Source organism: Delftia sp. ASV31 (assembly GCF_016428765.1).
In the GTDB taxonomy this organism is placed as follows: Bacteria; Pseudomonadota; Gammaproteobacteria; order Burkholderiales; family Burkholderiaceae_C; genus Comamonas; species Comamonas acidovorans.
Genome location: NZ_JAELTK010000016.1, coordinates 62,826 through 84,206 on the forward strand (window position 1 = coordinate 62,826; position 21,381 = coordinate 84,206).

The window sequence follows — 21,381 nt, forward strand, 5'->3', positions numbered from 1 at the left end:
GGCTTCCCCCACGAAACAGGCCGATCCGACCATGTCCGACACGTCCCAGCCCCAGTCCCAACTCCAACCCCAGCACCTGCCCACCCGCACCGCCGATGTGGGCGGCATTCCCATCCAGCGCGCCATTCCCCAGCGCGCCTTGCGCAAGGTCGGCGCCTGGTGCTTTCTCGATCACGCCGGTCCCGCCGACCCCGCGCCACCGGGCATGCAGGTCGGCCCGCATCCGCACATCGGCCTGCAGACCTTCACCTGGATGATCCGCGGCGAAGTGCTGCACCGCGACAGCCTGGGCCACACCCAGATCATCCGCCCCGGCCAGGTCAACCTGATGACGGCCGGCCACGGCATCGCCCACTCCGAGGAAAGCCAGACGCCCTCGCACATCCACGCCGCGCAGCTGTGGATTGCGCTGCCCGAGTCGCACCGCAACGGTCCGCCGCGCTTCCAGCACTACCCCGAGCTGCCCAGGACCACGGTGGGCGACTTCACGGCCACGGTGCTGGCCGGCGAAGCGCTGGGCCTGACGTCGCCGGCCGAGGTGCACACGCCCCTGATGAGCGTGGACCTGCATGCGGACAGCGCGGGCAATGGCAATGCCGTCGCCACGCTGCCGCTGCGTGCCGATTTCGAGCATGCCGTGCTCAGCCTGGAAGGCAGCGTGAGCGTGAACGGCCAGCCCCTGCCGGTGGAGGAACTGCTCTACCTGCCCCTGGGCACGGACTCGGTCGCCATCGAGACCACGCCCGGCAGCCGCCTGCTGGTCATTGGCGGCGAGCCCATGGATGAAGCCATCTTGCTGTGGTGGAACTTCGTGGCCCGCACCAGCGAAGAAATCGCCGAGGCCCGCGCGCAATGGGAAGCGGAGGCCGGTCAGGATGCGCAGGCCCTGCCCGCAGGTGCGGCACGCCGCTTCGGGCCGCCGCTGGCATCGCCCCTGAAGCCGCTGCATGCGCCTTCGCTGGACGGCGTGGTGCTGCGCGCCTCGCGCTGAACGCGCTTGCTGCGGCGATCGACCTGCAGCCATGGCCCTGCCCAACAAAAAGGCGCCCCCAATGGGGCGCCTTGCCGTTTGTGTTGCGGGGATTTCGATGGTCAGGCCGGGCTGGCCGCATCCACCTCGGTGCCGTCTTCCACGCCGCGAACGCTCTCGCGGCCGTTCTTGTCCTTGAGCTTGCCCAGGTCGGTCTCCACGGCCCGCTTCAGCTTTTCAATGGCCGCGTTGAAGGCATCCTTCACCTTTTCAGCCTCGGCGTTCACGGCGATCGGCGGGCGGCCATTGGCCCGGGTCTCCAGAACGCAGCGCTTGCCGGGAGCGCCGGAGGTCTTGAGCGCATCGACGCCGGTGAGGAAAACCTCCACGCGTACCACGTATTCCTTGAATCTCGCCAGCTTGGCGTTGATCTCTTCCTGCGCCCATTGCGCCAAGGACTCGCCACCCTGGATCGAATCGTCGGCATGAACCTGAACTTGCATGCATATCCTCCTAGTCGCCAAAAGCCGCACCACCGGCGCGGCGGGGTTGTCGGGGCCATTGATGAACTGGCGAATCCATCGTAACGCCATGCGGGCTGCCTGCACAGCAAGTCGCACCCTGCGTCGTCAGGTTTTTCGCGCTGCAGCATCCGCAGCCCCAACCCCTGCCTACAGGCTACACCCGCAGGCGGGGCGCCTGCACGAATGGACCGAAAAAGCTTGAGATGCCTCAAGACAACTCTTGCATTCACCTACACCTATTTGCAGTGATGGCCCTGCGCCGGTCGCGGGCGTTCAACCCCTTCCTACAGGTCGCAGGCACGATTGGGCTTACAACGTGACCATCAGGACTTTCCCCTTGCCCACCACCCCATGAGCCCACTTGCCTCACGCCGCCTCAAGATCGGCCTTTCGGCCTGTTTCTCCCATGCGGACCCGCAGCGTCCGCTTTTCACGGGCAAGACGCTGCAGTACGTGGAGCAATCGATAGCGCACTGGATCATGTCGGCCGGCGCCATGGTGGTGATGGTGCCTTGCCCCACAGGCGAGACCGCGCGCGGCGACGTGACGCTGGAGCACTATGCCGAGTGGCTGGACGGCGTGGTCATGCACGGCGGCGCCGATGTCTGGCCCGGCAGCTATGGCGAGGAACCCATGCGCCCCGAATGGCTGGGCGACCGCGTGCGCGACCTCTACGACCTGGCCGTGGTCGAGGCCTTTTCCCAGGCCGGCAAGCCCATCTTCGGCGTCTGCCGCGGTCTGCAGCTGATCAACGTGGCCTTCGGCGGAACGCTCTACCAGGACATCGAGACCCAGGTGCCCGGCTCGCAGCTGCACCGCAATCCCACCGAGTACGACCGCCACTACCACGACATCGCCATCGTGCCCGGCAGCCGGCTGGAGGCGCTGTACCCCACGCTGGACCGCGCACGCGTGAACAGCATCCACCACCAGGGCATCAAGGACGTGGCGCCCGAGTTCGATGTGGAGGCCTGGAGCCTGCCCGACCGCATTCCCGAGGCCATCTTCCGCAAGCCCGGCACGCTCAAGAGCTATATCGCGGCCACGCAGTGGCACCCCGAATTCCAGTTCCGCAACCCGGACACCAGCACGCTGGATGACAGCGTGCTGCTGCGCGACTTCCTGGCCGCCTGCTCACGCGCCCGCGTGAGCCCGGCCGTGAGCCACAGCCCCTTCCAGATCCGCAACCGCGCCGCGCGCCTGCTGCGGCGCGCCTTGCTTCGCAGGCATTGACGGCCCGGCGCCGCCAAGCGCCTGCGCCACCACCTGCTGCAACTGCCCGCGCAGCCACGCATGGGCGGGATCGGCCTGGTGGCGCGTGTGCCAGATCATGAACATGGGCAGCGGCGGGCAGTCCACGGGCACGGCAAAGCTGGCCAGCGATGACAGGGCCGTGCGGCCCAGCAGGGACGGCGCCGTCGCCAGCAGTGGCGTGCCGCGCACGAAGGCGGCCAGCGCCGCAAAGCCCGGCACGCGCACGGCAAAGCGGCGCTCCAGCCCGCGCGCCTGCAGTTGCAAGTCCAGGTCCAGCGCCTGGCGGTCGGCATAGGCCACGGTGGCGTGCTCGGCCTGCAGATAGTCGGCCAGGCTGGCCGGCGGCTGTCGCACGGCGCTGTCATAGAAGACTGCGTACTCATCGCTGAACAGGCGCTTTTGCACGATGTCCGTGGCATCGGGCGGGCGCGGGCTGATGGCCAGCAGGCAGGCGTCCGAGCGCAGCAGTTCGGCATCCGGCGCGCCGCTGTCGATCACGCGCAGCATGGCTGCGGGCGCTTGCGTGCGCAGGCGCCGGGCCAGCGCCGGCAGCAGCAACTCGCGCTGCAGGTCGTTGGCGGCGATGGTGATCTCGGCACGCCAGTGCGCGGGGTCAAAGCTGGGCCCCTGGCCGAACTGCTGCATCTGCCGCAGCAGCTCGCGCGCCGGGTCCTGCAGCGCCAGCGCATGGGCCGTGGGCGCAATGCCCCGCCCCTGCCGCACGAACAATCGGTCGCCCGTGATGGCGCGCAGCTTGTCCAGCAGATGGCTGACGGCCGACTGCGTCACGCCCAGGCGCTGCGCCGCCGCCGTGACGCTGCCGGTCTCCAGCACGGCCAGCAGCAGTTGCAGCAGCCGGCCATCGAGCTGCGATCCATCGATTTGTCTCATGCATTCCATGATTGGCCGCCGCTTTATCTTTGGCAACGCGGACCGGACACTGCCGCTGATCCAACGCAAATACCGGAGACAAAACATGGCCGATCAGCCGCAGATTCCCGGCACCACCCTGTTCGACGGCAGGCAGGCCCGCAAGGGCTATGCGCTCAACAGCATGTGCTTTTCCTTCAACGAGCTGGCCAACCGCCAGGCCTTCCTGGCCGACGAGGAGGCCTATATGCGCAGCTACGGCCTGAACCAGGAGCAGGCCGATGCCGTGCGCGCCCGCAACGTGCTGCAGATGATCGCGGCCGGCGGCAACGCCTACTACCTGGCCAAGCTGGCCGGCATCTTTCACCTGGACATGCAGGACATAGGCGCCCAGCAGACCGGCATGACCAAGGCCGAGTTCCAGGCCCTGCTGCGCTCGCACGCCTGAGCCCCGCCGCAGACCACACGCAAGACACAGCACAGGAGACACCCCCCATGGCACATCTCATCGGCGGCCTCGGCACCTCGCACATTCCCGCCATCGGCAACGCCATCCACAAGGGCCTGCAGAACGAGCCCTACTGGAAGCCCTTCTTCGACGGCTTCCCGCCCATCCGCGAATGGCTGGCCGCCCAGCGCCCCGACGTGGTGGTGATGTTCTACAACGACCACGGCCTGAACTTCTTCCTCGACAAGATGCCCACCTTCGCCGTGGGCGCGGCCGAGCGCTACTGCAACGCCGACGAAGGCTGGGGCATTCCCACGCTGGCACCGCTGCGCGGCCACACGGAGCTGTCATGGCACCTGATCGAGTCCCTGGTGGGCGAGGATTTCGACGTGGTCAGCTGCCAGGAAATGCTGGTGGACCACGCCTGCACGCTGCCGCTCAAGCTGTTCTGGCCCGAGGGCGACTGCCCTGTGGCCGTCGTGCCGGTGTGCATCAACACCGTGCAGTTCCCGCTGCCCTCGGCGCGCCGCTGCCATGCGCTGGGCCAGGCCGTGGGCCGGGCCATCGCGCGCTGGAACAGCGACCAGCGCGTGGCCGTCATCGCCTCAGGAGGCCTGTCGCACCAGCTCGATGGCGAGCGCGCGGGCTTCATCAACAAGGCCTTCGACCTGCAGTTCCTTGAAAGCATGGCCACCAACCCCGAATGGGCCACGCAGTTCAGCGTGCATGAACTGGTGGAAAAGACCGGCACCCAGGGCGTGGAACTGCTGATGTGGCTGGCCATGCGCGGCGCCCTGTCCGCGGCTGCGCCCGGCGTGCGCCGCGTGCACGGCAACTACCACATACCGATCTCCAACACCGCCACGGCGCTGCTGGCGCTGGAGGCGGTCTAGTCGGAAAACACAAAGGCCGCCGGGCATGCCAGGCGGCCTTTGTGCTTTGCGGGGCCGTGCGGACCGGGTGTATCCCGGCCCTGCCTCTCAATGGTGGTGGCCGTGGCCGCCGTGCACGTGGCGGTGCTCGATTTCCTCGGGCTTGGCCGCGCGCACTTCGGTGACCTTGCAGGCAAAGTGCAGCGCCATGCCGGCCAGCGGGTGGTTGCCGTCCAGCAGCACCACGGGGCCCTTGATCTTGACCACGTGGTAGATCTGGGGCTGGCCCTGGTCATCCGTGCCGCGCAGCTGGCCGCCGACCTTCACGCCGGGCGGGAACTCGCCCTTGGGAATGGTGCGCGTCAGGCTCTCGTCGCGCGCGCCGAAGGCGTCTTCCACGGCCAGATCCACGGTCAGCGTGTCGCCCACGGCCTTGCCGTCCAGGGCGGCTTCCACCTTGGCGAAGATGTTGTCGTAGCCGCCGTGCAGATAGGCCACGTCGCCCTTGTCGAGCAGTTTGCCCAGCTTGTCGGTGATCTTGTAGTTGATGGTGACGGCGGTGTCTTTGGTGATGTTCATGGCAAAGGCCTTGGAAAACCGCAGCGCAGAAGGCGCGCCGCGCAAAGCCGCCATTGTCGGCGACCTGGGGCATTCCAGCGTCGCGGCCGTGGGTTCACCGGCCGCCCGACCTCAAGCCAGGCACTCGCGCGCGCATTCGAGCAGGCTGCGCGCCCAGCGCGCGCGGGCCGAGGTGTTGAGCCACAGCAGGCCGACCTTGCGCGCATCGGCGGGGCGGGAGCCGGCGCCGTCCGCAGCGGCGCCCTGCTCGGGCAGCGCCAGCACGCGCACGTCGCGTCCCTGGGAGAGCACGGGGCCGATGTCGGGCACCAGGCCCACGCCCAGGCCCTGGTCCACCATCATGGCCACGGCCAGCACCGAGTTCAGTTCCATGCGCTCCAGCGGCGCAATGCCCTGGGCGCGCAGGTAGCGGTCGGCCAGCCGGCCACCGGCCAGGGAACGGTCATAGCGCACCAGGGGCCGGGTGCGCAGCAGGGCCAGCGGGTCCTGCTGCGCATCGCGGGCGCGGCACAGCACGACCAAAGGCTCCTGGCGCAGCTCGGCCCAGCACACGGTCTTGGGCAGGTCGAACGAGGGTTGCAGGCAGATCAGCACGTCCAGCTCGGACTGGACCAGGGCCGTGTACAGCTCGGGCGTGAGGCCGGCGCGCACGCTGATGCGCACCTCGGCGTGGCGCGCCACGAAGGCCCGCATCACGGCGGGCACAAAGCCGTGCAGCGCCGTGTTCACGGTGCCCAGCCGCAGCTCGCCGCCGTCCGCGTCCGAGGCCACCCATTCGCGCAGGCCCTCGAAGTCCTGCAGCAACTGGCGGCCGCGCTCGAACAGCCGCTCGCCCGCCTCGGTGGCGCGCACGCTGCGGCCATGGCGCACCAGCAGCGGCGCACCCAGCTCGCCTTCCAGCACGCGCATCTGCTGGGCAATGGCCGAGGGGCTCAAATCCAGCTGGCGAGCGGCCTCGGACATGGAGCCGGTGTCCACCACTCTCAAGAAATTGTGTATGTATCTCACGTCCATTTCACACATTTTCTTGAATCACAACGCAGATGCAACTGCTGTTTTCCCAGGCTGCGCTGCACCACACTGCGTGACAACGACTATTTCAGGAGACAGACGCATGGATTCCCGGCCCACCGCTCAAACCGCTCAAGCCTCTCAGACCTCTTTGCCGCGCCGGATGTGGCTGTCCACCGCCGCCGCCGCACTGGCCGCCTGTGCGCTGCCGGCCTGGGCCCAAAAGCGCGGCAGCCGACTGGTGGTGCCGTTTGCGCCGGGCGGCGGCAACGATGTGTTCGCGCGGCAGATGGCGCATGGCCTCAACGAGTCCTTCGGCTACGGGATGATCGTGGAGAACAAGGCCGGCGCGGGCGGCAACCTGGGCACGGAAGCCGTGGTGCGTGCGGCCGGCGACGGCGGCACCTGGCTGCTGGGCCATACGGGCACGGTGTCCATCAATCCCTCGCTGTATCCGGGCCTCAAGTTCAATGCGGCCACCGATCTGCAGCCGGTGGCCATGTTCGCCTCGTCGGCCCTGCTGCTGGTGGTGCCGGCTTCCTCGCCCGTGCGCAGCGTGGCCGACCTGGCCGAGCAGATGCGCAAGCGCAGCGGCGAGATGAACTACGCCTCCAGCGGCTCGGGCACGGGCGGCCACCTGACGGGCGAGATGTTCGCCCACGCTCTGGGCGCCAAGGCCATCCACGTGCCATACAAGGGCACGGCCCCGTCGCTGACCGACCTGGTGGGCGGCAATGTGGATTTCAGCTTTGGCGTGATTCCCGCGGCCATGGCCCTGGTGAAGGCCGGCAAGCTGCGCGCCCTGGCCGTGACCGGCGCCAAACGCCAGCCCCAGCTGCCCGACGTGCCCACGGTGGCCGAGTCCGGCGTGCGTGCGCTGGCCGACTTCGAGAGCTCGCTGACCTACGGCATCCTCGCGCCCAAGGGCACGCCTGCCGAGACGGTGCGCGCGCTGGGGCGCGACATCCTCAAGGTGGCGTCTGCCGAGTCCTTCCAGTCGCGCCTGGGCATCGAGGGCGCCGTGCCGCTGCTGGGCGATGGCGCGCAGTACGCGGCCCGCATCCAGGTGGAGAGCGCCAAGTGGGCCGCCGTGATCAAGGCCTCGGGCGCCACGGCCTGAGACCGGCAAGGACAGCATGTCATTGGTGAAGGACTATCTGGGCCCGGCCGACAGCGGCCACTGGTTTGCAGACGCGCGCTGGCTGGACGCGCTGCTGCGCTTCGAGAGCGCGCTGGCCCAGGCCCAGGCCGACTGCGGCCTGGTGCCGCGCCCGGCCGCCGAGGCCATTGCGCGCGCCTGCGCGCAGGCGCCGCTCACGTGCGAAGGCGTGGTGGAGCAGGCGCGCGCCAGCGGCGCGCTGGGCCTGGCCGTGGTGCGGCCGCTGCAGCAGTGGCTGCAGGCCCACGCCCCGGAAGGCCTGCCCTGGCTGCACTGGGGCGCGACCACGCAGGACGCCGTGGACACGGCGCAGGCCCTGCTCACGCAGCAGGCCCTGCAGGCGCTGCTGGCCGAGCTGGACGCGCTGCAGTCCGCACTGCAGGCCCTGGCCCGCACGCACGCGGCCACGCCCATGCTGGCGCGCAGCCTGCTGCAGCCCGCGCAGATCACCAGCTTCGGCTTCAAGTGCGCGCAGTCGGCTGCCGCCGTGGGGCGCAGCATCGAACAGTTTGAAAGACTTGCCACCGCTGCGCTGTGCGTGCAATTGGGCGGCGCCGTGGGCAATGGCGCCGTGCTGGGAAGCCACCGTGCCGAGGTGGAGCAGGCACTGGCCCGGCGCCTGGGCCTGTCGGCCTGCGGCCGCAGCTGGCATACCCAGCGCGACGACTGGATGCGCCTGGCCATGGAGGCCGCCGTATGCGGCGGCAGCCTGGCCAAGCTGGCCAAGGACTGGACGCTGATGTCGCAGTACGAGGTGGGCGAGGTCAGCGAGGCGCCGCGCGGCAGCACCTCCAGCGCCATGCCGCACAAGCGCAATCCCGTGCACCTGATGCAGGCGGTGGCACAGGCCCAGGCCGTGCCCCCGCTTGCGGCCCTGCTGCTGGGCTGCATGGCCCAGGCCCATGAGCGCGCGCTGGGCGAGTGGCAGGCCGAGGTCGCGCACTGGCCCGACCTGTGGCGCCATGTGCATGGCGCCGCCGCCGCATTGCGCCAGGCCGCGCAGTCGCTGCAGGTGCATCCGCAGCGCATGCTGGGCCATGTGCGGGGCCTGCACGGACTGGTGTTTTCAGAGGCCTGCGTGCACGCCATGGCGCCCTGGACGGGCAAGCCCGAGGCCCTGGCCGCCGTGGAGCTGCTGGCCCCGCAGGCGCTGGAGCAGGGGCGCGAGCTGCGCCTGCTGCTGGCCGAATGGGCTGCGCCCCGGCTGGACGCAGCGGCCCTGCAGGCGCTGCAAGATGCGCTGGCCCGGGCCTGCGACCCGGCCCGCGCCGTGCAGGCATCGCATGATGCATGCCTGGCGCTGCTGGCAGCGCCGCAGACCCACGCCAATGCCCATGCCCATTCCCATGCTTGACACAGGAACCCCCGCCATGACCGAATCTTCCGCCGACGCCCTGCAGCGCGGCCTTGCCAACCGCCGCCGCGTGCTGGGCGATGAATGGGTGGACCAATCCGTGGCGCGCGCCAACGAACTGAATGTGGAGTTCCAGCGCATGATCACGGCCTATGCCTGGGACGGCATCTGGAGCCGCCCCGGCCTGGAGCGCCGCACGCGCCGCATCATGGTGCTGGCCATCACGGCATCCATGGGCCGCTGGGAAGAGTTCGAGCTGCACATCCGCACGGGGCTGCTGGCCGACCCGGCCGATGCCGAGGCCGCGCCGCTGGATCTGGACACCATCCGCGAAGTGCTGCTGCAGACCGCCGTCTATGCCGGCGTGCCCGCAGGCAACACCGGCATGGCCATCACGCTGAAGATCCTCAAGGAGCTGGGGCGCACGCCCGCGCCGGCCAGCTTTCATCCACCCGCAGACGCGACCTGACGCGGCCTGACCGGACTCAGGCGGCCGGCGGCTGCTCCTCGGCCGCAGCGCCCGGGTAGCGCGCAAAGCGCCGGTTCTCTGCGCCATGCACCGGGTCCTGCTCGGCCCAGGGCCATCCGCCGAACTGGGTGCGCCGGTAGTCCTGCATGGCCTGCATGATTTCCTGCTGCGTGTTCATCACGAAGGGGCCGTACTGCGCCACGCTCTCGCCGATGGGGCGGCCCTGCAGCACCAGGCATTCCACGGCGTCGGCGCCGCTGTTGTGCAGTTCCCAGTCCTGCGTGGCATCCACATGCAGGGCCGCATGCTGGGCCAGCGCCGTGGGCCCGACCTGCAGTGCCTGGCCCGCAAAGAAATACAGCATGCGCTGCGTGTCCGCGCCGGCTGCGCGCGGCAGCGTCCAGCGTGCGCCGGGCTCCAGGCGCAGTGTCCAGATGGCCACGTCGCCCTCGGGTTGCGAGGCCCAGGATTCGGGCGGCGGCGGCAGGGCGGCCGCCGTGCCGGGCAGGGTGCCTGCCACCACGGTGACCACGGTCCTGCGGCCTGCGGCGTCCGCATGCTCCAGGCGCGGGATGCGTTCGCTCCAGAACATGGTGAAGTGCGGCTCCACCATCTTGGAGCGCGCAGGCAGGTTCAGCCAGATCTGGAACAGCTCCAGCGGATTGGGCGCGTCGCTGTTGAGCAGCGGGAACATCTCCGAATGCTGTATGCCCTTGCCGGCCGTCAGCCACTGCACGTCGCCGCCGCCAAAGCGCGCGGCCGCGCCCAGCGAATCGGAATGGTCGATCAGGCCCTTGCGCACCAGGGTCACGGTCTCGAAGCCGCGGTGCGGGTGGCCGGGAAAGCCCGGCACGCCATCGCCGTGGTACATGGAAAAGCCGTCCTTGCGGCTGAAGTCGCTGCCCATCTGGCGGCCCTCCAGGTCCACGGCCTGCACGCCCAGGCGGCCATCGCTGGGCGGATAGGCATCGTCATGGTGGGCACAGAACAGGAAGGGGTCCATGGTGGGCCACAGCGGGCCCAGCGGTTGGCTCTGGAGGACGGGGGTGGTGGCTGCGGTCATCGTGGCTCCTGTGAGGCTGCGCCCGCAAGAAAAAAGGGGGCGCTGCATTCTCGGACAGATGCGGCCCCCGCGCCCGTTTTGAAAGCCACCATGGCTGGGACAGTGCGGCCCAGGAATGCAACGCCCGCCGGGTCAGTTGCGCGGCGGCGTCACCAGGCCCTTTTGCACGGCCGGGCGCGCCACGAAGGCGGCCAGCACGCGCTGCAGCTCGGGAAAGCGCTCCCAGCCCAGCAGTTCGGCCGCGTTGTAGCCCTGCTCCACCACCATGTTGCGCACCCAGGGCCACAGGGCGATGTCGGCAATGGTGAACTGCTCGCCCATCACCCAGGTGCGGCCTGCGAGGCGGCGCTCCAGCACACCCAGCAGGCGCACGGACTCGTTCACGTAGCGGTCGCGCGGGCGCTTGTCCTCGAAGTCCTTGCCCGCGAATTTGTGGAAGAACCCCAGCTGGCCGAACATGGGGCCGACGCCCCCCATCTGGAACATCAGCCACTGCAGCGTTTCATAGCGCGCGGCCGGATCGGCGGGCAGCAGCGGGCTGCCGGACTTCTCGGCCAGGTAGACCAGGATGGCACCGGATTCGAACAGCGCCAGCGGCTTCCCGCCCGGGCCCTGCGGGTCCAGGATGGCCGGGATCTTGTTGTTGGGAAAGGTGTCCACGAACTCGGGCGAGAGCTGGTCATTGCTCTCGAAGCCCACGCGGTGCGCCTCATACGGCAGGCCCATCTCCTCCAGAGCGATCGACACCTTGACGCCGTTGGGCGTGGGCAGGGAATACAGCTGGATGCGGTCCGGCTGCGTGGCCGGCCACTTGCGCGTGACGGAAAAGGCGGAAAGCGGATTCTGTGAAGTCATGGGGCACCTTGAGGGCTGGACGGGTTCGCCAAGAAATCGATGGCCGCTGCATCGTAACGTTCGGCGCCCAGCCATGCTTGGCACGCTAAATAATGGCGGACCCGGCCCTGCCGCCGGGCCATAACAATCAACGGAGACATGCATGACAAGACATTCCACCCGCCGCCACGCGCTGGCCCTGCTCGGCACCACCGCCGCCGCCTGGGCGGCCCTGCCCCTGGTCGCCACAGCGGCCGGCTACCCCGAGCGCCCCGTGACCGTGGTCGTGCCCTACTCGCCCGGCGGCGGCGTGGACATCATCACGCGCCTGGTCACGCCGCCCATGGCCGAACTGCTGGGCCAGTCCCTGGTGGTGGACAACAAGCCCGGAGGTGGCACCAACATCGGCATGGGCGCGGTGGCACGCGGCGCGGCCGACGGCTACCTGCTGCTGACGGCATCCAACACGCTGACCACCAACAAGGCGCTGTACGCCAAGCTCAATTTCGATCCGCTCAAGGACCTCATCCCCGTGGGCCGCATCGGCGAGGCGCCGCTGGTCGTGGTGGTCAACGCCAAGTCGCCCCACAAGAACCTGGCCGAACTGATCGCCGCCGGCAAGGCCAAGGCCGGCGCCCTGTCCTATGGCACGGCTGGCGTGGGCAGCTCGGGCCACATGGCCAGCGCCCTGCTGGAGCGCGCAGGCGGCTTCCAGGCCGTGCACATCCCCTACAAGGGCGGCTCGGCCGCCGTGACCGACCTGCTGGGCGGGCGGCTGGACTTCATGGCCATCAACCCGCTGGAGGTGGCAGGCCATGTGGGCAGCGGCGCGCTGCGCGCCCTGGCGGTGCTCAACCACAATGGTTCGCGCCTGCTGCCGGGCGTGCCCACGGCACGTTCGCTGGGCGTGAATGTGCAGGCCACCGTGTGGTGGGGCCTGGTGGCGCCGGCCGGCACGCCGCCGGCCGTGGTGCAGGCGCTGAACCAGGCTTTGAACAAGAGCCTGGCCCAGCCCGCCGTGCAGCAGAAGCTGGCCGACATCGGCGCATCGCCCATGGGCGGCACGCCGGCCGAGTTCGGCGCCTTCATTCAGGCCGAGAGCGCCGAGCTGGGCGAGGTGATTGGCGCCGCCAATATCCGCGCGGACTGAGGCGCGGGCGAAGGGAAGGACAAAGGCGCGCCGCTGCGCTCAGCGCGGCGCGACGGGCTTCTGGACCAGGGCCACGCTCAGGCCGTCCGGCGTCACCGTGATGGCGCCGGGCTCCATGTTCAGCGAGTCCATCAGGGCCATTTCCTTGTCCTGCAACTGGTAGAGCACGAGCTGGCCCAGCGCCTGCTCGGCCAGCGCGCTGGCGTAGGTGGTGAGCATGTCGCTCATGGCGGGCGCCAGGTCGTTGATGACCAGGCTGTTGACCTTGATCTGGTGGGCGCGCAGCGTGCGGTCCGTGGGCTCGTAGCGCAGCGCGAAGTCCAGGTTCAGATGGCCGCCATAGCTCTGCTTGAGCACGGGCCCCGAAAGATCGGCCTGCAGCACCGCATTGAGCGCGTTGCGCTCGGGCAGCAATCCCAGCACCGGCGAATGCAGCTTGAGCTGCAGCATGCCGGCCACGGGGAACTGCCGGGGAAAGCGCTGGGCCACCACCTCCTGCAGCCTTTGCCGCGAAACCGAGACATTCCCAGGTCCGGACTTTCCCGAACATCCGGTCGCGGCCAGGCTCCAGCCCGCTGCCACGACCATCAACAAAAAGCGGCGATTCATCACGACAGCACAAGCCTCAGAAAGCCCGACACGAAACCCTGAAGCGCCATGCATGCCATACGCATGGCGCTATGTTTTTTGAGAGCGACATTGTCCCGCCAGGGGCTATTCCCTGTCCCTGCAGTGGGTGTTGCCCGGCACCTGCGCGCAGCCACTTCGAGAACGAAACGACATAGCAGCTAGTGCCCGCCGGACATAGGCAGTACCGGCTCCCATACGGAAACTCGGCCGCTCGCAAAGTTCCCGCCTTCCAGAAGAAATCAAGGAGACACCATGAAGAAGAACATCGCCCTCGCCCTGCTGGCCACAGGCTGCGCGGCCGGCCCCGCCCTGGCGCAATCCACCAGCAGCGTGAGCCTGTACGGCATCATCGACGTGTCGGTGCGCGCGCAAAGCGGCCTGTCGGGCGCCAATGCGCCGGCTGCGGGCAGCATGGGCTCGGTCAACAGCGGCGTGGGTCCCACCAGCCGCTGGGGCATACGCGGCAGCGAGGACCTGGGCGGCGGCCTGCGCGCCATCTTCAACCTCGAATCCACGCTGGGCGCCGACGTGGGCGGCATCGGCGGCGTGGCCGGCACCTTCGACCGGGCGGCCATCGTGGGCCTGGCCGGCCACTGGGGCGCGGTCACGGCTGGCCGGCAGAACACGCTGATCTCCGACTCCGTGGGCCTGGTCGATCCCATCGCCCTGCGCTTTGCGGGCCTGAACCCCAACATCCAGGTCACCAGCCTCACGGGCCACGGCCTCAACAACGAATGGGGCGCCACCAACACCAAGGTGGGCTCCAACCGCGTCAACAACTCCATCAAGTACTCGGGCAGCTTTGGAGGCCTCACGGCGCGCGCCATGTACAGCTTCGGGGAGACCGGCGTGTCGGCCTCGCGCCTGGACACGCGCGGCCTGGGCCTGGACTGGCGCCAGGACGACCTGGTGCTGACCAGCGCCTACACCCAGTTCCACGACGCCAGCGGACGCACGCTGGACGCCGCCAACATCGGTGGCGCCTGGAGCCGTGGCGACCTGCGCCTGATGCTCAACTACGGCCGCAACAAGGCCGAGACCAGCGACACCGCGAAAACCACGAACAAGATCCTGGCCCTGGGCGCGCGCTACGCCGTCACGCCCGTCATCGGTCTGAACGGCGGCTACTACAAGGTGGACCGCGAGCGCACGGGCCAGGGCGACGACGGCTTCCAGCGCCTGATCGGCTTCGTGGACTACCAGCTGTCCAAGCGCACCAGCCTGTTCCTGGAGCTGGACACGACCAAGTGGAAGAACGGTTACCAGGGCGCAGGCAACAAGACACGCGCCAGCGGCATCAGCCTGGGTATCACGCATTCCTTCTGAAAAGCCCTTCCCGTCCAGCTTTGCCGCGCCCTTGGGCGCGGTTTTTTTATCTATTCATATATCCATTCATGGATTTGCATAAATCCTTGATTTTCAATAAATTAACCCCTTGCTTTATCCATTCATGAATTGATTCTCCATGGCCACTGAAGACCTCTCCCTGCAGGTGCTGGCAGCACTGCGCCGCCAGGGCGGTGCGCTGGCGGCACGCGAGTTGCAGCAGATGCTGGGCGTGAGCCAGCCCACGGTGTCGCGCGCGCTGGCACCGCTGATCCAGTCGGGCCAGGTGCGCAAGGTGGGGGCAGCGCGCACGCAGCGCTATGTGCTGCCGCGCCAGGTGGCGGGTGTGGGCGCCGAGGTGGCCATCATGCGCGTGGACACCGAAGGCCATGCATCGCCCTTCGGCCGCATGATCGCCCTGCACGGCGGCGGCTTCTGGGTGGATGAGGCCGACGGCCTCAGCGAGCAGCACGACGGCCTGCCCTGGTTCCTGGACGACATGCGGCCCCAGGGCTTCATCGGCCGCAGCTTTGCGCACAGCCACCCCGAACTGCAGCTGGGCGGGGACCCGCGCCAGTGGGGCGAGGACGATGTGCTGCGCGCCCTGGCCCGCTTTGGCGAAGACCTGCCGGGCAACCTCATCGTGGGCGAAGCCGCCTTCGAGCGCTTTCACTCCCTGCCCGCGCGCACGCTGCGCGCCGCCTCTGCGGCCGACTATCCGCGCCTGGCCATGCAGGCCATGCAGGGCACGCATCCGGGCTCGTCGGCGGGCGGCGAGCAGCCCAAGTTCTGCTGCATCACGGCCGGGCGCAGCGTCATCGTCAAGTTCTCCCCGGCAGGCAACGCGCCGGCCGAGCAGCGCATCCGCGACCTGCTGGTCTGCGAGCACCTGGCACTGCAGACCCTGGCCGAAGACGGCCTGCCCGCAGCGCGCACGCGGCTGTTCCTCGATGGCGGCCGCGCCTTCCTCGAATCGGAGCGGTTCGACCGCAGCCAGCCGGCGCCGGGCGATGGCGATGTGCCCGTCTCACAGGCCCACCCGGGCAGCAACCCTGGACGTATCGGCATGGTGTCCCTGCAGGTGCTCAATGCCCAGTACGTGGGCGAGGTGGACAACTGGGCAGCCACTGCCAACCGCCTGGCCGCACGCGGCCTCATCACCGAGGCCGACGCGCGCAGCCTGCGCCTGCTCGAAGCCTACGGCCAGCTCATCGCCAACACCGACCGGCACTACGGCAACATCTCCTTCGTGCTGCCGCAGCCCCATGGCGACTGGGCGCTGTCGCCCACCTACGACATGCTGCCCATGCTCTACATGCCCATCAACGGCGAGATCGTGGAGCGCGACTTCGGCGCCCAGCCCCAGCGACCCACGGCCGCCACGCTGGCCGAATGGCCGCATGCCCAGGCGCTGGCACGCCGCTTCTGGCAGACCGTGGCGCAGGATGCGCGCATCTCCGGGGACTTTCGCAACATTGCCACGCGAAATCTTGAATGCATGAATGCCTGATTGACAGGCAACAGCAATGAAATTCAGATGCCAATCTGTGGATAACACCGGCAATTTCTCTTGAAAAACCTGTGTACATTCTCTTGAAAAACATTTGCACAAGCTGTGCTTTGTCTGCGCAAAACCTGCCATCCACAAGGACAGTACGCCACCGCCTGCACAATCGAAGGCTTCCTCATCCGACAAGAGCCTGGCCACCGATGACAAGCATTGCCCCTTCTCACGCCGCAGACCCGCGCATCGCCGACGTGCTCAGCTACTGGCTGGGCTCCGCGCATCCCGACAACGCGGGCGCCCTGGCTTGCAAGAACCTGTGGTTCATCAAGTCCGATGCCACTGACGACCAGATCCGCGAGCGCTTCGGCGCCCTGGTCGAAGATGCGCTGGCCGGCCAACTGAACGGCTGGGCCGGCACGGCGCTGGGGCGGCTGGCGCTGATCGTGTTGCTGGACCAGTTCACGCGCAACCTGTTCCGGGGCACGGCACGCAGCTTTGCAGGCGACCCGCAGGCGCTGCAGCTGGCGCTGGACGGCATCGCCCTGGGCCATGACCGCCATGCCGACCTGCCAGCCGTGGCGCGCATCTTCTGCTACCTGCCGCTGGAGCATGCCGAAGACCTGGCCCTGCAGGACCGCAGCGTGGCCGCCTTCCAGGCCCTGGCCGACCAGGCCGGTGACGCTGGCGGCGGGGGCGTGCGCGAGTTCCTGGCCGGCACGCTGGACTACGCCCACCGGCACCGCGACGTCATCGTGCGCTACGGCCGCTTTCCGCACCGCAATGCCATCCTGGGCCGCACCAGCACGCCCGAGGAACTGCAGTACCTGTCCCAGCCCGGCTCAGGGTTCTGAGAGCGCAGCAGATCTCCTTCACCCACAAAAAAAGGGAACGTGCCAACGTTCCCTTTTTTGCTTTCGGCGCGCTGCCGGCATTCAGGCCGGCTGCGCCTGGGGCTGGCGCTCGCCGTCCTTGCGCTCGCCATCGCGCATGCGCAGCGCCCAGCGCTCGATCGTGTAGAACGACAGCGCCGACAGCGTCACCGAGATCGCCAGGCCCAGCGCCACCACCACGGGCCACGAGAAGTCGGCGCGCAGATAGCGCACCACCGGGTAGTGCCAGAGGTAGACGCCATAGGACAGGCGGCCCAGCTTCACCAGCGTGGGGGACGACAGCATGTCGAAGACCAGGCCCGAGCCCTGGCTTGCCGCCACCAGCAGCACCACGGCGGCGCATTCCACCACGGTGATGCCCCAGACCATGGCGTCCTGGTTGTCCCATTGCAGCGCCATCAACAGCGGCACGGCCAGCGGCACCCACATGGCGTGGTGCATGCGCGCCTTCAGTGCAGCGATGAAGTCGGGCCGCTCGATCATCACCGCCGCCAGCAGCGCACCGGCGAACAGGCCCGAGGCACGGGTGTCGAAGCGAAAGAAGATCTCATAGAAGTGCTGGCCCTGGTCCACCCAGTACACGCGCCACAGCCAGCTCAGCGCCCACAGCAGGGCAATCGGGCGCCACAGACGGCCCGGCTTGGAAAAGCGCAGCAGCAGCACCAGCAGCGGCGGCCAGATCAGGTAGAAATGCTCCTCCACCGACAGCGACCACATGTGCAGCAGCGTGTCCGGGCTGTCGAAGAAGGCGATGCCGTAGTCGGCCAGATAAAGGATGGAGACCAGCGCATCGGTGTAGATGTCGTTCAGGTCCGGCCACAGCAAGGGCGCGAAGATGCAGTACGCGCCCAGGAACAGGGCCAGCGCCGGCATCAGGCGATAGAAGCGGCGGCGGTAAAAGCGCCAGAAGCCGATGCGGCCTTCGGATTCGTTCTCCATCAGCAGCAGCGAGGTGATCAGATAGCCGCTGAGCACGAAGAACAGGTCCACCCCGAAGAATGCGCCATCGAACAAAGGCGCATGGGAGTGCGACAAGATCACCAACAGGATCGCCACGCCCCGCAGCCCGTCAAGGGCGGGGTTGTAGTGCAGTTTGAAATCCTTGACCACCAAAACCGGACACCTTTCCAACGCCGGGGCATACGCCCCGGGCCATGAACAAACCCCATGAAAAATGGAGCACGCGGACATGGCGCAGCCGTCCCCGGGAGGGTCGCAACGCATGGTCCAGCGCGATAAGAGAGACGGCACGCCCCAAGGTTCCCGGCGGATGCTGTGAACAGCAATCCGCGAGCCGCGGCTGCGGCGCACCTGAAGGATGCGGGCCGCCTCTACGGGCGGCCCTGCGTGCACGAACATGCCCTGCAGTGCAGGGCAATGGCTGATGAATTTCAGCGAAATCCGATTTTAGCCATCACCGCCTGTGGGCCAGGTTCGATGGACATTCGGCCTGAAGTCCTGGGTCGCCCCGCCCCGCCGCCTGTCCACCTCTCATCGCACGCCGCGAGTATGGGCAGCGCACCGCGGCCGGAACGTAACAGGAAGTTGCCGCCGGCGCTGCTGCGCCCGGCCTCACGCCGCCCTGCGCCGCCCTGTTGAGCCACTGGCGAACACAGGGCAAGGGGAGTTGGATGCGCCGTCAACAATTTGGAACAAAACGCCACCAATCCCAATGAACACCAGCATCTTCCGCTATCGTTTTTAACAAGCAGGCGGACAAACGGAAGAGATCGCGTCCTGCAGACCACGGCGCGCGTCACTGTCTGCCTGCACCGGCTGCTGGTTCTTGGCCCGCAGATAGTGCTCGGTGAACAGCGCCAGGTAGCTCTCCAGCGCACGGCCCGCGCGCCGGTCCCCGCCGTCGCCCGTCAGCTCCAGGCACAGGGCCGCCACCTCGCTGGTGCAGAAATGGTCTTCGCGCTGGGAGCGGCGCAGGCGGTACTGCGAGACCTGATCCGGGTGCAGGCTCAGCACCGGAAAGCGGTCCAGGTAAGGGCTCTTGCGGAACATCTTGCGCGCCTCGGGCCAGGTCGCGTCCAGCAGGATGAACAGCGGGCGCCGGCCCGGGTCCGGTTCGGTCCCGGCCTGGGCTCCGGCCCGGGGCGCCGGCAGCGCATGCACCACGCGCTGCGGCGGCTCCACGAACTCACCGGGAAACACCACATAGGGCTGCCACTGCGGATCATCGAGCAAGGCCAGCAGGCCCGCATCGGCCTCGGTGCGCGCCCAGCCGAAGGCGTGCGTCTGCTCCACCACATCGGCGATCAGCCAGCCCGTGTTGCTGGGCTTGAGCGGCTCGGCATCGTGCATCAGCAGGCAAAAGCCCGCCCGCGTCGGCAGCATGGGACGCAGCGCGCAGATGCAGTGCGAAGGCCGCAGCCGGCATCCCTCGCAACGCTCGCCGCGCGGCCCGCCGCGCGACAGAAACGGCCGCGTGCTGCGCGCCAGCCGCTGCGTGCGCAGCCGCGAGACCGCATGCGGCGCCACGCCGGAGTCCACGCCGCGCAGATAGGACAGAGGCACGCAGGCATCCTGCGCCGAAGCAGGCACAGCTGACATTTCCAGGCTCATCCCACGCTTTCCAGCTCGAACAGCGGCAGCTCGGCGCGGCGGCTCAGCCACACGCCGCCGCCCAGTTCCTTGAAATGCTCGGCCAGCCCGCGCCGGTACAGATCGGCCCGGTGGCGGAACAGGCGCGGATCGGTCAGATCCTCATCGATCACGCCGCGTTCGTAATCCTCACGCGCCACCGCCTCCACATACAGGCCGCCTCGGCTCAACCGCCCCAGATTGGCCAGCGCGCGCTTGAGATCCGGCGGGCTCAGATAGGGCAGCACGCCCTGGCAGATCACCAGATCGAAGGGCTCTGCAGGATCATGCGCCGCATAGTCCACCACCGAGCCGCGCTCCCAACCGAAGCGCCCGCAAAGGTACTCGCTGAGCTCCACGCCGTGGTAGCTGGCACCGGGGAAGTGGCGCTGCACCGCCTCGCGCCACAGACCGATGCCGCAGCCTACATCCAGCACGCGGCGCACGGGCACGCGCACATAACTCAGGTAGGAACAGACGAAAGCGCCCAGCCGGTTCACATGCTCGGTATCGACCACGCTGGTCTTCTTGTCGAAGTAGTAGCGCTGGTAGTACGCCTCGTCGAACCACTGGTCACTTGCTGATTGCACGCATTCTCCTTGGGGGTGAGCGCCCGGCGGGCGCGTTCGGGCGGGAGTATGGCGTACAGGGCAGTGGGTATGGGCACGCGTGTTTTTTGCCCCTGCCGGGTGATGCTTTTTCCGAGGCCGGGCCTGTCCAGTTGTCGACCAATTTCTTGATCGCCCGCATAAGCCAAGACAGTAGCTACTCCGCCAGGCAGACTGATTTGCATATCAGATCACAACAACAGCCGCCCAAACATCTAAAAAACTGCGAGATATGACAAAAAGATCAGGATTGCATAATTTTACAAATTCAACCCAACCACTCAATACCCATCATGGCTAACATATCAGCGGCAATTACGATATCGCGCAAATCACTGATTAACAACTTATGGGCCATCATAAGGCCCACATCTTTGGTACTCAAATGCTAATAATCGATAGAAATGGAATAGCAATCCACTCCCTCATAAAGCCAGCCATCGCACCCACCATTGAACGTGGTGAAATGAAAGAAATTCATGGCATCATTGTTCATCAAACTGGAGGGTCGACAGCACAGTCTTCAATTGATAGTTACAAAAACCCATCAGCAAATGGAGCACATTTCCTGATAGAGAAAGATGGAACAATATATCAAACCGCTTCCCTCTACAAACAAACATGGCACATTGGCAAAATAAAAGCGCGTTGTTTAATGGAAAAGCGATGTACGCCAGTTGAATTAAAATCGTTACAACGTTTCAATCCGACCCAAGAGAATAAGCGCGAGATGCTGAAAAAGGTTCCAGCACGATTTCCGGCCAACCAAGACAGCATTGGCATTGAATTGGTAGGTGAAGCACTTCCTCGTGGCGGGAACATACCAGACGAAAAGAAAACTTATCAAGCCGTTACAAGCGAGCAGAATAATGCACTACAGTGGCTTATCGCGGAATTAGCGCTGACACTAAGAATATCTATGAGCGAAGTTTTCAGGCACCCAGAAGTCTCTAGAAAAAATCCTACGGAAGCGATTTCAGCAAAATGGTGAGATCACTATTAACCTTACCCCTGCTAGTTGTTATGGCTAGCACCGCCTCCGCCGCCAATCAATGCACAAAAGGCTCAGAGTTCGAGCCGCCACTGTGCCCACTGATACTTCCCAAGATCAGCCAGATCACCATCCAGGAAAACGCGGCCAAATCGCCCATCGAAAAAGACCCAGCGGTGAGTTGCGCCAACTTTGTCCTGACCATCTCCTGTCTCTTATACACATCTAAAAGGGGGGGGGGGGGGGGGGGGGGGGGGGGGGGGGGGGGGGGGGGGGGGGGGGG

At 67.2% G+C, this 21,381-nt stretch carries 22 protein-coding genes; 12 read left to right on the forward strand and 10 right to left on the reverse strand.

All coding sequences use genetic code 11. The features are described from left to right. Nucleotides 1-31 precede the first annotated feature (31 nt). Nucleotides 32-991 carry a pirin family protein gene (locus tag JHD82_RS08405; protein ID WP_199135960.1) on the forward strand — a complete coding sequence of 320 codons (960 nt, stop codon included), beginning with the start codon at nt 32-34 and terminating at the stop codon, nt 989-991. Nucleotides 992-1,092: 101 nt separating this feature from the next. Here the strand turns inward: JHD82_RS08405 and JHD82_RS08410 are convergent, their stop codons facing one another. Beyond that, entirely contained in the window at nt 1,093-1,473 is a 381-nt protein-coding gene (locus JHD82_RS08410; RefSeq protein ID WP_199135961.1) for an HPF/RaiA family ribosome-associated protein, read from the reverse strand. A gap of 372 nt (nt 1,474-1,845) precedes the next feature. Here JHD82_RS08410 and JHD82_RS08415 point away from each other — a divergent pair, with 372 nt between their 5' ends. Then, on the forward strand, nt 1,846-2,727 hold the full coding sequence (locus JHD82_RS08415; protein WP_012202849.1) for a gamma-glutamyl-gamma-aminobutyrate hydrolase family protein: 882 nt from the start codon (nt 1,846-1,848) through the stop codon (nt 2,725-2,727). Here JHD82_RS08415 and JHD82_RS08420 read toward each other — a convergent pair. Then, entirely contained in the window at nt 2,629-3,648 is a 1,020-nt protein-coding gene (locus JHD82_RS08420) for a LysR family transcriptional regulator (protein ID WP_199135962.1), read from the reverse strand. The genes JHD82_RS08415 and JHD82_RS08420 overlap by 99 nt on opposite strands. Nucleotides 3,649-3,724: 76 nt before the next feature. Here JHD82_RS08420 and JHD82_RS08425 point away from each other — a divergent pair, with 76 nt between their 5' ends. Both JHD82_RS08425 and JHD82_RS08430 read left to right on the forward strand, forming a co-directional pair. After that, nucleotides 3,725-4,066, forward strand: coding sequence for a protocatechuate 4,5-dioxygenase subunit alpha (locus tag JHD82_RS08425; protein WP_012202847.1), 342 nt, complete (start codon nt 3,725-3,727; stop codon nt 4,064-4,066). Between the two features lie 47 nt (nt 4,067-4,113). Next, on the forward strand, nt 4,114-4,959 hold the full coding sequence (locus JHD82_RS08430; protein WP_199135963.1) for a class III extradiol dioxygenase family protein: 846 nt from the start codon (nt 4,114-4,116) through the stop codon (nt 4,957-4,959). Nucleotides 4,960-5,046: 87 nt separating this feature from the next. Here JHD82_RS08430 and JHD82_RS08435 read toward each other — a convergent pair whose 3' ends face one another. Together JHD82_RS08435 and JHD82_RS08440 are read right to left on the reverse strand one after the other, a co-directional pair. Further along, nucleotides 5,047-5,517 (reverse strand): peptidylprolyl isomerase, encoded by a 471-nt coding sequence (locus JHD82_RS08435; RefSeq protein WP_034399899.1) that lies wholly within the window; start codon nt 5,515-5,517, stop codon nt 5,047-5,049. A gap of 111 nt (nt 5,518-5,628) precedes the next feature. After that, nucleotides 5,629-6,531, reverse strand: a complete 903-nt coding sequence (locus JHD82_RS08440; RefSeq protein ID WP_043825400.1) for a LysR family transcriptional regulator — start codon at nt 6,529-6,531, stop codon at nt 5,629-5,631. 100 nt (nt 6,532-6,631) lie between these two features. Between JHD82_RS08440 and JHD82_RS08445 the strand changes: the two genes are divergently transcribed. The 3 genes from JHD82_RS08445 to JHD82_RS08455 are packed head-to-tail and all read left to right on the forward strand — an operon-like array spanning nt 6,632 to nt 9,510. Continuing rightward, the gene (locus tag JHD82_RS08445; protein ID WP_199135964.1) at nt 6,632-7,648 is read left to right on the forward strand and encodes a tripartite tricarboxylate transporter substrate binding protein; all 1,017 of its coding nucleotides are present in this window, start codon (nt 6,632-6,634) and stop codon (nt 7,646-7,648) included. A gap of 16 nt (nt 7,649-7,664) precedes the next feature. Next, on the forward strand, nt 7,665-9,041 hold the full coding sequence (locus JHD82_RS08450; protein WP_199135965.1) for a lyase family protein: 1,377 nt from the start codon (nt 7,665-7,667) through the stop codon (nt 9,039-9,041). Between the two features lie 16 nt (nt 9,042-9,057). Then, on the forward strand, nt 9,058-9,510 hold the full coding sequence (locus JHD82_RS08455) for a carboxymuconolactone decarboxylase family protein (protein ID WP_197944778.1): 453 nt from the start codon (nt 9,058-9,060) through the stop codon (nt 9,508-9,510). Nucleotides 9,511-9,526: 16 nt separating this feature from the next. On the opposite strand, the gene JHD82_RS08460 is transcribed toward JHD82_RS08455, so the two are convergent. Further along, a complete protein-coding gene (locus JHD82_RS08460) occupies nt 9,527-10,573 on the reverse strand; it encodes a pirin family protein (protein ID WP_199135966.1) in 1,047 nt (348 codons plus the stop codon). Between the two features lie 132 nt (nt 10,574-10,705). Beyond that, entirely contained in the window at nt 10,706-11,428 is a 723-nt protein-coding gene (locus tag JHD82_RS08465) for a glutathione S-transferase C-terminal domain-containing protein (RefSeq protein ID WP_199135967.1), read from the reverse strand. Nucleotides 11,429-11,570: 142 nt separating this feature from the next. On the opposite strand from JHD82_RS08465, the gene JHD82_RS08470 reads away from it, so the two are divergent. After that, the gene (locus JHD82_RS08470; RefSeq protein WP_199135968.1) at nt 11,571-12,557 is read left to right on the forward strand and encodes a tripartite tricarboxylate transporter substrate binding protein; all 987 of its coding nucleotides are present in this window, start codon (nt 11,571-11,573) and stop codon (nt 12,555-12,557) included. Nucleotides 12,558-12,596: 39 nt separating this feature from the next. Here JHD82_RS08470 and JHD82_RS08475 read toward each other — a convergent pair whose 3' ends face one another. Next, nucleotides 12,597-13,046: a DUF1439 domain-containing protein gene (locus JHD82_RS08475; RefSeq protein WP_307838082.1), complete on the reverse strand. Its 450-nt coding sequence runs from the start codon at nt 13,044-13,046 to the stop codon at nt 12,597-12,599. A 393-nt stretch (nt 13,047-13,439) separates the two neighbouring features. Between JHD82_RS08475 and JHD82_RS08480 the strand changes: the two genes are divergently transcribed. The 3 genes from JHD82_RS08480 (at nt 13,440) to JHD82_RS08490 (ending at nt 16,871) form a co-directional block, all read left to right on the forward strand. Then, nucleotides 13,440-14,513: a porin gene (locus JHD82_RS08480; protein ID WP_199135969.1), complete on the forward strand. Its 1,074-nt coding sequence runs from the start codon at nt 13,440-13,442 to the stop codon at nt 14,511-14,513. Between the two features lie 139 nt (nt 14,514-14,652). Beyond that, nucleotides 14,653-16,023, forward strand: coding sequence for a type II toxin-antitoxin system HipA family toxin YjjJ (yjjJ, locus tag JHD82_RS08485; protein ID WP_199135970.1), 1,371 nt, complete (start codon nt 14,653-14,655; stop codon nt 16,021-16,023). Nucleotides 16,024-16,223: 200 nt separating this feature from the next. Then, complete coding sequence (locus tag JHD82_RS08490; protein WP_199135971.1) at nt 16,224-16,871, forward strand: DUF924 family protein; 648 nt, start codon at nt 16,224-16,226, stop codon at nt 16,869-16,871. A gap of 81 nt (nt 16,872-16,952) precedes the next feature. Here JHD82_RS08490 and JHD82_RS08495 read toward each other — a convergent pair whose 3' ends face one another. The 3 genes from JHD82_RS08495 to JHD82_RS08505 form a co-directional block, all read right to left on the reverse strand. Next, a complete protein-coding gene (locus tag JHD82_RS08495) occupies nt 16,953-18,101 on the reverse strand; it encodes an acyltransferase (protein WP_199135972.1) in 1,149 nt (382 codons plus the stop codon). Nucleotides 18,102-18,611: 510 nt separating this feature from the next. Next, a complete protein-coding gene (locus JHD82_RS08500) occupies nt 18,612-19,469 on the reverse strand; it encodes a tRNA-uridine aminocarboxypropyltransferase (protein ID WP_199135973.1) in 858 nt (285 codons plus the stop codon). Between the two features lie 8 nt (nt 19,470-19,477). Next, nucleotides 19,478-20,089, reverse strand: coding sequence for a class I SAM-dependent methyltransferase (locus JHD82_RS08505; protein ID WP_199135974.1), 612 nt, complete (start codon nt 20,087-20,089; stop codon nt 19,478-19,480). 367 nt (nt 20,090-20,456) lie between these two features. Here JHD82_RS08505 and JHD82_RS08510 point away from each other — a divergent pair, with 367 nt between their 5' ends. Next, a complete protein-coding gene (locus JHD82_RS08510; protein ID WP_199135975.1) occupies nt 20,457-21,098 on the forward strand; it encodes a peptidoglycan recognition family protein in 642 nt (213 codons plus the stop codon). Nucleotides 21,099-21,381 lie beyond the last annotated feature (283 nt).